General features: G+C 69.5%; 13 protein-coding genes. 9 read left to right on the top strand and 4 right to left on the bottom strand.

Annotation, left to right across the window (positions count from 1 at the left end; all coding sequences use genetic code 11):
• Nucleotides 1-23: 23 nt before the first annotated feature.
• From ACIQTP_RS19350 to ACIQTP_RS19335, 4 genes are all read left to right on the top strand, one after another.
• The gene (locus ACIQTP_RS19350) at nucleotides 24-812 is read left to right on the top strand and encodes a PspA/IM30 family protein (RefSeq protein ID WP_402037573.1); all 789 of its coding nucleotides are present in this window, start codon (nucleotides 24-26) and stop codon (nucleotides 810-812) included.
• 30 nt (nucleotides 813-842) lie between these two features.
• On the top strand, nucleotides 843-1,121 hold the full coding sequence (locus ACIQTP_RS19345; protein ID WP_403401242.1) for a hypothetical protein: 279 nt from the start codon (nucleotides 843-845) through the stop codon (nucleotides 1,119-1,121).
• Nucleotides 1,122-1,479: 358 nt separating this feature from the next.
• Nucleotides 1,480-2,703 (top strand): sensor histidine kinase, encoded by a 1,224-nt coding sequence (locus ACIQTP_RS19340; RefSeq protein WP_403401240.1) that lies wholly within the window; start codon nucleotides 1,480-1,482, stop codon nucleotides 2,701-2,703.
• Nucleotides 2,700-3,383: a response regulator gene (locus tag ACIQTP_RS19335; RefSeq protein ID WP_403401238.1), complete on the top strand. Its 684-nt coding sequence runs from the start codon at nucleotides 2,700-2,702 to the stop codon at nucleotides 3,381-3,383. The genes ACIQTP_RS19340 and ACIQTP_RS19335 overlap by 4 nt, the downstream gene beginning before the upstream one ends.
• An 8-nt stretch (nucleotides 3,384-3,391) precedes the next feature.
• On the opposite strand, the gene nadA is transcribed toward ACIQTP_RS19335, so the two are convergent.
• Nucleotides 3,392-4,576 carry a quinolinate synthase NadA gene (gene nadA / locus ACIQTP_RS19330; RefSeq protein WP_067364751.1) on the bottom strand — a complete coding sequence of 395 codons (1,185 nt, stop codon included), beginning with the start codon at nucleotides 4,574-4,576 and terminating at the stop codon, nucleotides 3,392-3,394.
• Between the two features lie 318 nt (nucleotides 4,577-4,894).
• Here nadA and ACIQTP_RS19325 point away from each other — a divergent pair, with 318 nt between their 5' ends.
• Nucleotides 4,895-5,251 carry an iron-sulfur cluster assembly accessory protein gene (locus ACIQTP_RS19325; RefSeq protein WP_101405588.1) on the top strand — a complete coding sequence of 119 codons (357 nt, stop codon included), beginning with the start codon at nucleotides 4,895-4,897 and terminating at the stop codon, nucleotides 5,249-5,251.
• A 120-nt stretch (nucleotides 5,252-5,371) separates the two neighbouring features.
• Here the strand turns inward: ACIQTP_RS19325 and ACIQTP_RS19320 are convergent, their stop codons facing one another.
• Complete coding sequence (locus ACIQTP_RS19320) at nucleotides 5,372-6,931, bottom strand: hypothetical protein (RefSeq protein ID WP_403401236.1); 1,560 nt, start codon at nucleotides 6,929-6,931, stop codon at nucleotides 5,372-5,374.
• Between the two features lie 99 nt (nucleotides 6,932-7,030).
• Nucleotides 7,031-7,246 carry a hypothetical protein gene (locus ACIQTP_RS19315; RefSeq protein ID WP_190170143.1) on the bottom strand — a complete coding sequence of 72 codons (216 nt, stop codon included), beginning with the start codon at nucleotides 7,244-7,246 and terminating at the stop codon, nucleotides 7,031-7,033.
• A gap of 134 nt (nucleotides 7,247-7,380) precedes the next feature.
• On the opposite strand from ACIQTP_RS19315, the gene ACIQTP_RS19310 reads away from it, so the two are divergent.
• Nucleotides 7,381-8,355 carry a carbohydrate kinase family protein gene (locus ACIQTP_RS19310; RefSeq protein WP_402037240.1) on the top strand — a complete coding sequence of 325 codons (975 nt, stop codon included), beginning with the start codon at nucleotides 7,381-7,383 and terminating at the stop codon, nucleotides 8,353-8,355.
• Nucleotides 8,356-8,380: 25 nt separating this feature from the next.
• Here the strand turns inward: ACIQTP_RS19310 and ACIQTP_RS19305 are convergent, their stop codons facing one another.
• On the bottom strand, nucleotides 8,381-9,772 hold the full coding sequence (locus tag ACIQTP_RS19305) for a cysteine desulfurase/sulfurtransferase TusA family protein (RefSeq protein WP_403401233.1): 1,392 nt from the start codon (nucleotides 9,770-9,772) through the stop codon (nucleotides 8,381-8,383).
• Between the two features lie 335 nt (nucleotides 9,773-10,107).
• On the opposite strand from ACIQTP_RS19305, the gene coxB reads away from it, so the two are divergent.
• Genes coxB through ACIQTP_RS19290 form a run of 3 tightly spaced genes read left to right on the top strand, consistent with a single transcriptional unit; the run spans nucleotide 10,108 to nucleotide 13,195 of the window.
• Nucleotides 10,108-11,067 (top strand): cytochrome c oxidase subunit II, encoded by a 960-nt coding sequence (gene coxB / locus ACIQTP_RS19300; RefSeq protein WP_402037245.1) that lies wholly within the window; start codon nucleotides 10,108-10,110, stop codon nucleotides 11,065-11,067.
• On the top strand, nucleotides 11,064-12,800 hold the full coding sequence (gene ctaD, locus ACIQTP_RS19295; protein ID WP_402037248.1) for a cytochrome c oxidase subunit I: 1,737 nt from the start codon (nucleotides 11,064-11,066) through the stop codon (nucleotides 12,798-12,800). The genes coxB and ctaD overlap by 4 nt, the downstream gene beginning before the upstream one ends.
• The gene (locus tag ACIQTP_RS19290) at nucleotides 12,797-13,195 is read left to right on the top strand and encodes a cytochrome c oxidase subunit 4 (RefSeq protein WP_402037251.1); all 399 of its coding nucleotides are present in this window, start codon (nucleotides 12,797-12,799) and stop codon (nucleotides 13,193-13,195) included. Before ctaD ends, ACIQTP_RS19290 begins: the two co-directional genes overlap by 4 nt.
• The last annotated feature ends 127 nt before the right edge of the window (nucleotides 13,196-13,322 follow it).

Raw genomic sequence — 13,322 nt, 5'->3', positions numbered from 1 at the left:
TCAGAAGGGGGCGCGCGAAGCCCATGAGCGGTGTCATGAAGCGTATGGGGATGATCTTCCGCGCGAAGGCGAACAAGGCCCTTGACCGGGCCGAGGACCCGCGCGAAACCCTCGATTACTCGTACCAGAAGCAGCTGGAGCTGTTGCAGAAGGTGCGCCGCGGCGTCGCGGATGTGGCGACCAGCCGCAAGCGCCTCGAACTTCAGCTGAACCAGCTCCAGAACCAGTCCACCAAGCTGGAGGACCAGGGCCGCAAGGCGCTCGCGCTCGGCCGGGAGGACCTGGCCCGCGAGGCGCTCTCCCGCCGCGCGGCGCTCCAGCAGCAGGTGACGGACCTGGAGACGCAGCACCAGACCCTCCAGGGCGAGGAGGAGAAGCTCACCCTCGCGGCGCAGCGACTCCAGGCCAAGGTGGACGCCTTCCGCACCAAGAAGGAGACCATCAAGGCGACCTACACGGCGGCCCAGGCGCAGACCCGTATCGGAGAGGCCTTCTCCGGCATCTCCGAGGAGATGGGCGACGTCGGCATGGCGATCCAGCGTGCCGAGGACAAGACCGCGCAGTTGCAGGCCCGTGCCGGCGCGATCGACGAGCTGCTCGCCTCCGGTGCGCTCGACGACCAGTCCGGTCTGGCCAAGGACGACATCCAGAGCGAGCTGGACCGGCTCTCCGGTGGTACGGATGTAGAGCTCGAACTGCAGCGCATGAAGGCCGAGCTCGCCGGTGGCTCCTCGCCGCAGCAGGCGATCGAGGGCGGTAGCGGACAGTCGCAGTCCCAGCCGCAGGACACCCCGCGCTTCGACAAGCAGTGACCCACACCTAGGGCGCCTGAGGAGGGCGACATGATCGTACGGATCATGGGGGAGGGGCAGGTGAGGTTGGACGACGGCCACCTCACCGAACTCAACAAGCTGGACGACGAGCTGCTCGCCGAGATGGAGAGCGGTGACGAGGCCGGCTTCCGCCGCACCCTGTCCACCCTTCTCGACTCGGTCCGCCGTCTGGGCGCTCCACTCCCCGACGAGGCCCTGGAACCCTCGGACCTCATCCTCCCGTCCCCGGACGCGACCCTCGACGAGGTCCGCGCCATGCTGACCGACGAGGGCCTGATCCCCGGCTGACGGCTCCCTCCCGGGGGGAGCAGGGGGTCTCCTCAGCTCGGGGCCCGTACAGCTTGCGCACGCGGTTCCCCGTGCCCCAGGGGTGGGGAACCGCCCCACGTCTCCCATCCGCCCCGAGCTCTTTCGCCGCGGGCCGGTGGGGGCTTGGCGCGCGGTTTCCCCGCGCCCCTGACGGGGCGCCGGCGCGCGTCTTCCAGCCCGTCCGGCGTTTGAGGACGAGGCCGTTCAGGCCGAGCGGGGGTCCGGGGGCGGAGTCCCCAGGTACGGGAGGGGACGGGTAAGGGCGGCGGGGGGCGAGAAACCCGGGGCCAGGTGGCGACCGTTCCGCCCCCTGCGAGGGCCCCGTACCGTAAAACGAGTGAGCACCCTAGAGCGCACGAAGTACAGACTCCGCGCGCATCCCATGGCCCTGGACGCCACCCTGGCGACCGGCGTACTCGTGACGATGATGGCCAGCTCCTTCATCGACCCCCACGGGGGGAACGGAGCGACCTGGGGTACGCACACCCCGAACGCCCTCAGCCTCACCCTCATGGTGCTCAGCGCCGCCGCCCTCGTACTCCGCCGCCGCGCCCCCAGAACGATCCTCGCCACGACCGGCGCCTTCTCCGCCGTGGAACTGGTCGCCAGCGACCCCAGAGCCCCGGTGGTCATGTCCGCCGTCGTCGCCCTCTACACCGTCGCGTCGGCCACGGACCGCCCCACCACCTGGCGCGTCGGCCTGCTCACGATGACGGTGCTGACGGCCTGCGCGATGCTGGTGGGCCCCCTGCCCTGGTACGCGCAGGAGAACCTCGCGATCTTCGCCTGGACGGGCATGGCCGCCGCCGCGGGCGACGCCGTACGCAGCCGCCGCGCCTTCGTGCACGCCATCCGCGAACGCGCCGACCGCGCCGAGCGCACCCGCGAGGAGGAGGCCCGCCGCCGGGTCGCCGAGGAGCGGCTGCGCATCGCCCGCGATCTGCACGACGTCGTCGCCCACCACATCGCCCTCGTCAACGTGCAGGCCGGAGTCGCGGCCCATGTGATGGACAAGCGCCCCGACCAGGCCAAGGAAGCCCTCGCGCACGTCCGCGAGGCCAGCCGCTCGGCACTCAACGAACTGCGCGCCACCGTGGGCCTGCTGCGCCAGTCCGGCGACCCCGAGGCCCCCACCGAACCCGCCCCCGGCCTCGCCCGCCTCGACGAACTCGCCGACACCTTCCGCAACGCCGGACTCCCCGTCGAAGTCGCCCGCGCCGACCACGGCACCACCCTCCCCGCCGCCGTCGACCTCGCCGCGTACCGCGTGATCCAGGAAGCCCTCACCAATGTGCAGAAACACGCGGGCCCGCAGGCGAAGGCCGAGATCAGCGTCGTACGCGTGGGACCGAACGTGGAAGTGACCGTCCTCGACAACGGACCCGGGCAGGACGACGGCCCGGCGGAGGGCGGCGGGCACGGGCTGCTCGGGATGCGCGAGCGGGTCACCGCGCTCGGCGGCACCTGCACGACCGGTCCCCGCTACGGAGGCGGCTTCCGGGTCCATGCGATCCTTCCGGTCAAGAACCGCACCGCGTCCGCCCTGGGGGACTCCGCATGACCATCCGTGTCCTGCTCGCCGACGACCAGGCGCTGCTGCGCAGCGCGTTCCGTGTCCTCGTCGACTCCGAGCCCGACATGGAGGTCGTCGGCGAGGCGTCCGACGGCGCGGAGGCGCTGCGGCTGACCCGGGAGGTCCGTGCCGACGTGGTGTTGATGGACATCCGGATGCCGGGCACCGACGGCCTCGCCGCCACCCGGCTGATCAGCGCCGACCCGGGGCTCGCGCACGTACGGGTGGTCATGCTGACGACTTTCGAGGTCGACGAGTACGTGGTGCAGTCGCTGCGGGCCGGCGCCTCCGGCTTCCTCGGCAAGGGCGCGGAGCCGGAGGAGCTGCTGAACGCCATCCGGATCGCGGCGGGCGGCGAGGCACTGCTGTCCCCTGCGGCCACCAAGGGGCTGATCGCCAAGTTCCTCGCCCAGGGGGACGGTGCGGACGAGGGCCGGGACTCCGCCAGGGCCGAGCGGCTCGGGGCGCTCACCGGGCGCGAGCGCGAGGTGCTCGTCCAGGTCGCGGGAGGCCACTCCAACGACGAGATCGCCGAGCGGCTCGAGGTCAGTCCGCTCACCGTGAAGACGCACGTCAACCGGGCCATGGCCAAGCTCGGCGCCCGCGACCGGGCCCAACTCGTCGTGATCGCCTACGAGTCGGGCCTGGTACGCCCGAGGGCGGAGTGATCTCCGGGTTACGGCAGCGCCAGCATCCGCTCCAGCGCCAGCTTCGCGAACGCCTCCGTCTCCTTGTCCACCTCGATGCGGTTGACCAGGTTGCCCTCGGCGAGGGACTCCAGGGTCCACACCAGGTGGGGGAGGTCGATGCGGTTCATGGTGGAGCAGAAGCAGACCGTCTTGTCGAGGAAGACGATCTCCTTGTCCTCGGCCGCGAAACGGTTCGCCAGGCGGCGGACCAGGTTCAGCTCCGTGCCGATCGCCCACTTGGAGCCGGCCGGGGCGGCTTCCAGGGCCTTGATGATGTACTCCGTGGAGCCGACGTAGTCCGCGGCCGACACGACCTCGTGCTTGCACTCGGGGTGGACGAGGACGTTCACGCCGGGGATGCGCTCGCGGACGTCGTTCACCGAGTCCAGCGAGAAGCGGCCGTGGACCGAGCAGTGGCCGCGCCACAGGATCATCTTGGCGTCGCGCAGCTGCTCCGCGGTGAGGCCGCCGTTCGGCTTGTGGGGGTTGTAGAGGACGCAGTCCTCCAGGCTCATCCCCATGTCGCGGACGGCGGTGTTGCGGCCGAGGTGCTGGTCGGGCAGGAAGAGGACCTTCTCGCCCTGCTCGAACGCCCACTCCAGGGCGCGCTGGGCGTTGGAGGAGGTGCAGATCGTGCCGCCGTGCTTGCCGGTGAACGCCTTGATGTCGGCGGACGAGTTCATGTACGAGACGGGCACGACCTGCTCGGCTATCCCGGCCTCGGTCAGCACGTCCCAGCACTCGGCGACCTGCTCGGCCGTCGCCATGTCGGCCATGGAGCAGCCGGCGGCGAGGTCGGGGAGGACGACCTTCTGGTCGTCGGACGTCAGGATGTCCGCGGACTCCGCCATGAAGTGCACACCGCAGAAGACGATGTACTCGGCCTCCGGGCGCGCGGCGGCGTCGCGGGCCAGCTTGAAGGAGTCGCCCGTGACGTCGGCGAACTGGATGACCTCGTCGCGCTGGTAGTGGTGGCCGAGCACGAAGACCTTGTCCCCGAGTTTCTCCTTGGCCGCGCGGGCCCGCTCCACGAGGTCCGGGTCGGACGGCGAGGGCAGGTCTCCGGGACACTCCACGCCGCGCTCGCTCCTCGGGTCGGCCTCACGGCCGAGCAGCAGCAGGGCGAGGGGCGTCGGCTGTACGTCGAGCTCCTGGGTCTGGGCGGTGGTCACGACACGCACCCTTTCTGTTCTGCGGCTCGCTTGGATCACGGGGGCGATCCAGCGGGACATCCGGACTAGCCTTTTCGTCGAAATGACGCTATCTATCATAACCGCTTCACGTCATGTTGACGATGCCCATAGTGTCGATGTGACGTGAATCCCGGAGGATGTCCACAGGCCGCTGTCCGCGTTCCGGCGCGTGTGCGAGCATGGGAGAAGAGAACGGAAAGACCACGGAAAGACAGACTCTCGGCCCGGAATGAATCCGCGGCCCCGGCGGTTGCAAACGTCGGCAAGCAGTCTCCGAACAACCCGGGAGAGAAGCAGATGTCCGTATCGGACGAGACCACCACCGTGAGCGACGGCATCATCCTGTCCGACGCCGCCGCGGGCAAGGTCAAGGCCCTGCTCGACCAGGAAGGCCGCGACGATCTGGCGCTGCGCGTCGCCGTTCAGCCCGGCGGCTGCTCCGGTCTGCGCTACCAGCTCTTCTTCGACGAGCGCTCCCTCGACGGCGATGTCGTCAAGGACTTCGGCGGCGTCAAGGTCGTCACCGACCGCATGAGCGCTCCGTACCTGGGCGGCGCGTCCATCGACTTCGTGGACACCATCGAGAAGCAGGGCTTCACGATCGACAACCCGAACGCGACGGGCTCCTGCGCCTGCGGCGACTCCTTCAGCTGAGCCTCGGCCGACTGCTGAACAACGCGTACGAAGGCGGCGTCCCCCTCCGACAGGGACGCCGCCTTCGCGTATCCGGAGCCATGCCGCAGCCGACCTGAGCCGACCCGACCACTCCCGTGCCTACCGAGCCTGAGGCGTCTTCACCGAGGCGCCGGCGACCTTGCCCTCCGCGATCGGCCTGCCGTCCGTCCCGACGACCTTGCGGTCGCCGAGCGGCTGGTCGAGGTGCACCGTCTTCTCGTACACCTTGGCGATGAGGATGCAGATCCTGCCCTGCCACGGTGTCTCGGTCACCTTGACGGTCACCTTGTCCGTGCTCTCGCTCGCCGAGGCGGAGTAGTCCGCGCACACCCCGCCCGTGAAGCTCACGGTCAGGTCCTTGCCGTCGGCCGTGTAGCCCTGCACCTTGACGTCGTGGGACGTCGGCGCCGCGGTCGGCCGCGGGCTGGGAGTGGCGGTCGGCGCCGGCGCCCGGGTCGGCTCCGGTGAGGACAGGTACTTCGGGTCGACCGCCGGATGCGTCACCGTGAAGGCGGAGTCCGTGCCCGTCGGCCGTACCTCGAAGAGCCAGGAAGGCACCAGCGTCTGGTGCCCGGACACGAAGTGCGAGGCCAGCCCGAAGACGGCCTTCTCGACGGCCACCGACTCCCGCTTCGGCACCACCGTCGACGCGCCGCACGGAGTCTCGTCACGGTCCTTCAGCGGTACGGCGCTGGCGCAGCCGCCGGGTCCCATGCGCCCGCCGCCCGGCGTCGCGAGGGAGGCCGGGCCGTTCATCAGGTCCAGGGTCTTGCGCGCACCGATCACGGGGTAGGTGTCCCCCTTGACCGGCGTCTTCAACAGGCCGTTGCCGCGCACCACCTGGCCGTCCGGGCCGACCTGGACGCCGGTCGTCCAGCCGTACGTGGGCAGGCCCCCGACCTTCGGGTCCGCGTTCACCACCCGTACGGCGCCCATGAGCTCGCTCGCGTCCAGCTTGGCGTCGTCCTGGCCCAGCGCCTTCAGCACGGGTACGGCGGCCTTCTTCGCGGCGGCCTCGGTCACCGCGTGGCTGCTCGGGGAACCGGGGTCGCTCGTGCACACGGCGCCCTTGCAGTTGTCGGTGCCGGGCGCGTACCGGCTGAACGTCCACGTCCCGGGGGCCTGCTGGTTCACCTGGAGGCTGGGTCCCGAGCCGTCCTTGTCCTGGCCGACCTTCCAGGTCTCGCCGGTGAGCTTCGGGGTGCCCGCGATGTCCAGGGCCTTCGCGAGGCGGGCCACCTCGGCCGCCGTGACCTCGCCCTTCGCCGCGTAGACGGGCGCGGAGTCCGGGCCGGCGGGCAGGGTGCCGTCCGCGTGGTAGGTCGCGCCGTAGGGGTTGGGCTCACCGGGTGCGATACCGCCGCCGGTGCCACCCGTACCGCCCTCGGTGTAGCCGTCGAGGGCCAGCGGCGGGGGAGTGCCGTCGGCGCCGGGGGTCGCGGAGTGGTCGCGGTCGCTCCCGCCGCCGGACGCGGAGGCCGCGAAGTAGGCCCCGCCGCCTCCGACCAGCAGCACCGCGGCCGCGACCGACGCGACGGCCGCCGGGGAATGGCGACGGCGCTGCTTCGCCGGCTCGCCGCCGTCCTCGGGGGGCTCGGGCGCTTCGGACTCGGGTCGCTCGGTGCTCACCGCATCGCTCCTTCTGGTCGTACACCGCATCCCCTTTACGGGGGACAGCGATGGGACGCAGCGGGGGAGCGCACGGTTCCCTGCGGGCGCCGTTCGGGGCCGCCCTTTCCGAGATCCTTCCGGGCCCTGTCAGTCGCCGTAGTCGGACATCGCGTCCAGCAGGCGGGCGGACGCGGGAGGAACGGTCACCCCGTGGATGCGCGACGGGGACACGGGAAGGTCGGGACGGGAGATGATCGGGTCCGGTGCCGCCCAGTCCCGGGCCAGGGCGCCGTCGCCGCGCAGCGACGCCAGATCGCCTTCGAGGTCGTGCGGAGCGGAGCCGTGGACCTTGAGGTTCGTCATGACGGAACCGTATGCACGCCGAGCGTTACGAAGAAAGACCTACTATCGGGTAGTTTTGACCACTTCAGAGGGCACCTGTCGACCGGGTAGCGTGAACTGTCAATCCCCTTCCGTCGCAGGAGCGTGTCCTCGCCGTGCGTATCGCAGTCACCGGCTCCATCGCCACTGACCACCTCATGACCTTTCCTGGCCGTTTCGCCGACCAGTTCGTCGCGGACCAGCTGCACACGGTCTCCCTGTCCTTCCTGGTCGACAACCTCGACGTACGACGGGGTGGCGTCGGCGCGAACATCGCCTTCGGCATGGGACAGCTGGGCACCCGGCCGATCCTGGTCGGGGCCGCGGGCTCCGACTTCGACGAGTACCGGGCGTGGCTCGACCGCCACGGCGTCGACACCGCCTCGGTCCGGATCTCCGAGGTGCTGCACACCGCGCGCTTCGTGTGCACCACGGACTCCGACCACAACCAGATCGGCTCCTTCTACACGGGCGCGATGAGCGAGGCCCGGCTGATCGAGCTCAAGTCGGTCGCGGACCGGGTCGGCGGCCTCGACCTCGTCCTGATCGGCGCCGACGACCCGGAGGCGATGCTCCGCCACACGGAGGAGTGCCGCTCCCGCGCGATCCCCTTCGCCGCCGACTTCTCGCAGCAGATCGCCCGCATGAACGGCGACGAGATCCGGATACTGCTGGACGGGGCGACCTACCTCTTCTCCAACGAGTACGAGAAGGGGCTCATCGAGTCCAAGACCGGCTGGAGCGACGAGGAGATCCTGTCGAAGGTCGGTCACCGCGTGACGACCCTCGGCGCACGGGGCGTGCGCATCGAACGGGCCGGTGAGGACCCGATCGAGGTCGGCTGCCCCGACGAGGAGCGCAAGGCGGACCCGACGGGCGTCGGCGACGCGTTCCGCGCCGGTTTCCTCTCCGGCCTCGCCTGGGGAGTCTCCCTGGAGCGTGCCGCCCAGGTCGGCTGCATGCTCGCGACGCTGGTCATCGAGACGGTCGGCACCCAGGAGTACCAGCTGCGCCGCGCCCACTTCATGGACCGCTTCACCAAGGCGTACGGCGACGACGCGGCCATCGAGGTCCGGGCCCACCTGGCCTGATCAGGACACCCCTGAGGCCGGCCCGCTAGGACACCCGGCGGACCACATAGGCGAAGCCCTGGTCCGCCGGCTCCTCCCCGACGTACTCCTGCCCCCGCATCTCGCACCACGCCGGGATGTCCAGCCGGGCGGCCTCGTCGTCCGACAGGACGCGAACCGTGCCGCCCACCGGCACCTCCCCGATGACCTTGGCCAGTTCGATGACCGGGATGGGGCAGCGCTTGCCGAGCGAGTCCACCACGAGCGCGTCGGAGTCGGAGGGGGACGGGGTGGGCGGCGCCGGCGCCGTCGGGGCGCCGAGTTTCTCGCGTACGTCCGCGACCGCGTCCGGCAGCACCGACAGGAACCGGTCGACGTCCTCGGACGGCGTACCCGGTGGCAGCGAGACGCGGACGTTGCCCTCGCTCAGGACGCCCATCGCCTTCAGGACATGGCTCGGGGTCAGCGTGCTGCTCGTACAGGAGGAGCCGGAGGAGACCGAGAAGCCCGCCCGGTCCAGTTCGTGCAGGAGCGTCTCCCCGTCGACGTACAGGCAGGAGAAGGTGACGATTCCCGGGAGACGGCGCACCGCGTCCCCGGCCACCTCCACGTCCGGGACCAGTTCGGGCACCCGTACGCGGATCCGTTCCGTCAGTTCCCGCAGGCGCGCGGCCTCCGTGGCCGCCTCCGCCCGTACCGCGCGCAGCGACGCCGCCGCGGCCACGACGGCCGGGATGTTCTCGAAGCCCGCCGCCCGCCCCGACTCCCGCTCGTCCACGGGCCCTTGGGGAGCGAACCGCACCCCCTTGCGCACGACGAGCAGTCCGACCCCCGAAGGGCCGCCCCATTTGTGAGCACTTGCCGTCAGCAGGGACCAGTCGCCCTCCACCCGGCGCCAGGGCAGTGACTGCGCGGCGTCCACCAACAACGGCACCCCCGCCGCCCGGCACGCCTCCGCGACCTCCCGCACCGGCTGCTCCGTGCCCACCTCGTGGTTGGCGGACTGGAGGCACGCGAGTGCGGTGTCGGGGCGCAGGGCGGCGGCGTAGGAAGAAAGGGAGACGGTGCCCGCGCGGTCGACGGGCACCGTCGTCACCGAGCCGCCCGCCGCCTCGTGGACCTCTGCCGAATGGAGTACCGACGAGTGTTCGACGGCTGACACGATCAGGTGGCGTCCGACGCGTCGGCGGCCCGCCAACGCACCCTCGATCCCGGAGTGCACCGCCCGGGTGCCGGACGAGGTGAAGGTCAGCTCGTCCGGGCGGCACCCCACCGCCTCGGCCGCCGCCTCGCGCGCCGCGTCGAGCAACAGCCGGGCCCGCCGCCCCTCCCGGTAGAGCCGAGCGGGATCGGCCCACCCCTCGTCGAGCGAGGCCTGCAGGGCCTGCCGGGCGACGGGATGGAGAGGAGCAGCGGAAGCAGCATCGAAGTAGGCCACACCCCAACGCTAAAGCCCCGGTCGGACCAGCGCCCCAAAGGGGCGCGAGGAACGGCGCGACCAGCCCCCGCCGGGCCGCGGCCGCCGTACTCCAGGACCCCTCCCGAGCTGCTGGGCGCCCCGAACCCCCCGTCAGAAAGTGACCCAGGGCGGGGCATCCCACCCCTTCAGAGTGACCCGCGGCGCGTTGGGCACCCTCCCCGCGCGACCCCAAATAGCGTCCAGTAGGGTTTGGTCCGCATAAACATCCAAACCCCTGCCCGACGCAGGGCGGCGACCGACCAGCGAGAAGGCCGCAGCCAACCGCGCGGGCGAGACTCTCGGGAAGGCGCTACGTGAGTCCCAACGGCTCCGACCGCTCGCCGCGGCGCCCGATGCGGCGGAAGCTGCTGCAGGCACTGACTGCGGGCCTGGTCCTGGCGACCGCCACCGGTTGCACATACAAGGACTTCCCCCGCCTTGGTATGCCCACCCCGACCACAGAAGAGGGTCCGCGGATCCTCTCCCTGTGGCAGGGGTCCTGGGCGGCCGCGCTCGCCGTCGGCGTGCTGGTGTGGGGCCTGATCCTGTGGAGTGTGTTCTTCCACCGGCGCAGTCGCACCAAGGTCGAAGTTCCTCCGCAGACCCGGTACAACATGCCCATCGAGGCGCTGTACACGGTGGTCCCGCTCATCATCGTCTCGGTGCTGTTCTACTTCACCGCCCGCGACGAGACGAAGCTCCTCAGCCTCAAGCAGAAGCCCGACGTCACGATCAACGTGGTCGGCTATCAGTGGAGCTGGGGCTTCAACTACATCGAGAACGTCCCCGGTGTCACCGGTGACGCGAAGACCGACAAGAACCTGGCCGCCATTCCGGACCGGTTCACGAAGGACTTCCCGGCGAACGCCGGCGGCGTCTACGAGGTCGGTACGCCGGGTGAGCGGAACCCGCAGACGGGCAACCCCGGTCCGACCCTCTGGCTGCCCAAGGGCAAGACGGTCCGCTTCGTCCTCACTTCGCGTGACGTCATCCACTCCTTCTGGGTGGTGCCGTTCCTGATGAAGATGGACGACATCCCGGGCCACACCAACTCCTTCCAGGTGACCCCCAACAAGGAGGGCACCTTCCTGGGCAAGTGCGCCGAGCTGTGCGGCGTCGACCACTCCCGGATGCTCTTCAACGTGAAGGTCGTCTCCCCCGAGCGCTACGAGGCCCACCTCAAGCAGCTCGCGGCGCAGGGACAGACCGGTTACGTCCCGGCCGGCATTGAGCAGACGGGCCACGAGAAGAACCGGGAGACGAACAACCTGTGAGCATCCTCAACGAACCTCAGGGTGCCGGGGCAGCCGAAGACTCGTACGAGAGCGAGCTGCCGGTGCGGCGCAAGCAGCCGGGCAACGTCGTGATCAAGTGGCTCACCACCACTGACCACAAGACGATCGGCACGCTCTACCTCGTCACGTCGTTCGCGTTCTTCTGCATCGGTGGCGTCATGGCGCTGCTGATGCGCGCCGAACTGGCGCGCCCCGGTACGCAGATCATGTCGAACGAGCAGTTCAACCAGGCGTTCACGATGCACGGCACGATCATGCTGCTGATGTTCGCGACGCCGCTGTTCGCCGGTTTCACCAACTGGATCATGCCGCTGCAGATCGGCGCGCCCGACGTGGCGTTCCCGCGGCTGAACATGTTCGCCTACTGGCTCTACCTGTTCGGCTCCCTCATCGCGGTCGGTGGCTTCCTCACCCCGCAGGGCGCGGCCGACTTCGGCTGGTTCGCCTACAGCCCGCTGTCGGACGCGGTCCGCTCGCCGGGTGTCGGCGCCGACATGTGGATCATGGGTCTGGCCTTCTCCGGCTTCGGCACGATCCTCGGTGCGGTCAACTTCATCACGACCATCATCTGCATGCGCGCCCCCGGCATGACGATGTTCCGCATGCCGATCTTCGTGTGGAACGTGCTGCTCACCGCGGTGCTGGTGCTGCTGGCCTTCCCCGTGCTGGCGGCGGCGCTGTTCGCGCTGGAGGCGGACCGAAAATTCGGTGCGCATGTGTTCGACGCCGCCAATGGCGGAGCCTTGCTATGGCAACACCTCTTCTGGTTCTTCGGCCATCCAGAGGTGTACATCATCGCGCTACCATTCTTCGGCATCATCTCCGAAGTCATCCCGGTGTTCTCCCGCAAGCCGATGTTCGGCTACATGGGCCTGATCGCCGCGACGATCTCCATCGCCGGTCTGTCCGTGACCGTGTGGGCGCACCACATGTACGTCACCGGTGGCGTACTGCTCCCGTTCTTCTCCTTCATGACGTTCCTCATCGCCGTACCGACAGGCGTGAAGTTCTTCAACTGGATCGGAACGATGTGGAAGGGGTCCCTGAGTTTCGAGACCCCGATGCTCTGGGCGGTCGGCTTCCTGATCACCTTCACCTTCGGCGGTCTGACCGGTGTCATCCTGGCCTCGCCGCCGATGGACTTCCACGTCTCGGACTCGTACTTCGTGGTGGCGCACTTCCACTACGTGATCTTCGGTACGGTCGTGTTCGCGATGTTCTCCGGATTCCACTTCTGGTGGCCGAAGTTCACCGGCAAGATGCTCGACGAGCGCCTCGGAAAGATCACCTTCTGGACGCTGTTCGTGGGCTTCCACGGCACGTTCCTGGTGCAGCACTGGCTGGGTGTCGAGGGCATGCCGCGTCGCTACGCGGACTACCTCGCCGCCGACGGCTTCACCACGCTGAACACGATCTCGACGATCAGCTCGTTCCTGCTCGGCCTGTCGATCCTGCCGTTCTTCTACAACGTGTGGAAGACCGCCAAGTACGGCAAGAAGGTCGAGGTCGACGACCCGTGGGGCTACGGCCGCTCGCTGGAGTGGGCCACGTCCTGCCCGCCGCCGCGGCACAACTTCCTCACGCTGCCGCGGATCCGTTCCGAATCCCCGGCCTTCGACCTGCACCACCCGGAGATCGCCGCTCTCGACCAGCTCGAGAACGCCGGTCACGGTGAGAAGGCCCTCGCTGGTGGCAAGGAGGCCGGCAAGTGAAGGTCCAAGGCAAGATGTTCCTCTGGCTGGCTGCCTTCATCCTGGTCATCGCGATCGTGTATGGCCTGTGGTCGAAGGAGCCCGCCGGCACCACGGCGCTCTTCCTGGCCTTCGGCCTGAGCGTGATGATCGGCTACTACCTGGCCTTCACGGCCCGGCGGGTCGACCAGCTGGCGCAGGACAACGACGAGGCCGATGTCGCGGACGAGGCCGGCGAGGTGGGTTTCTTCAGCCCGCACAGCTGGCAGCCGCTCGCGCTCGGTGTCGGCGGCGCGCTCGCCTTCACGGCCGTCGTCTTCGGCTGGTGGTTGCTGTACTTCGGGTTCCCGATCATCCTGATCGGCCTGTGGGGCTGGGTCTTCGAGTACTACCACGGTGAGGACCGCACCCAGTAGCACGCTCGCGGTCCCGGAGCGATCGCTGGACACCCCGGAAGCCCGGATTCTCCTGACGGAGAGTCCGGGCTTCCTCTTTTGCGGTACGTCTCATCGCCCACACGGCTCACTCGCCGCGCCATGGTTG

It is taken from the genome of Streptomyces sp. NPDC090798, from assembly GCF_044768965.1.
Taxonomy (GTDB): domain Bacteria; phylum Actinomycetota; class Actinomycetes; order Streptomycetales; family Streptomycetaceae; genus Streptomyces.
This window is presented reverse-complemented; position numbering and strand designations above follow the sequence as displayed.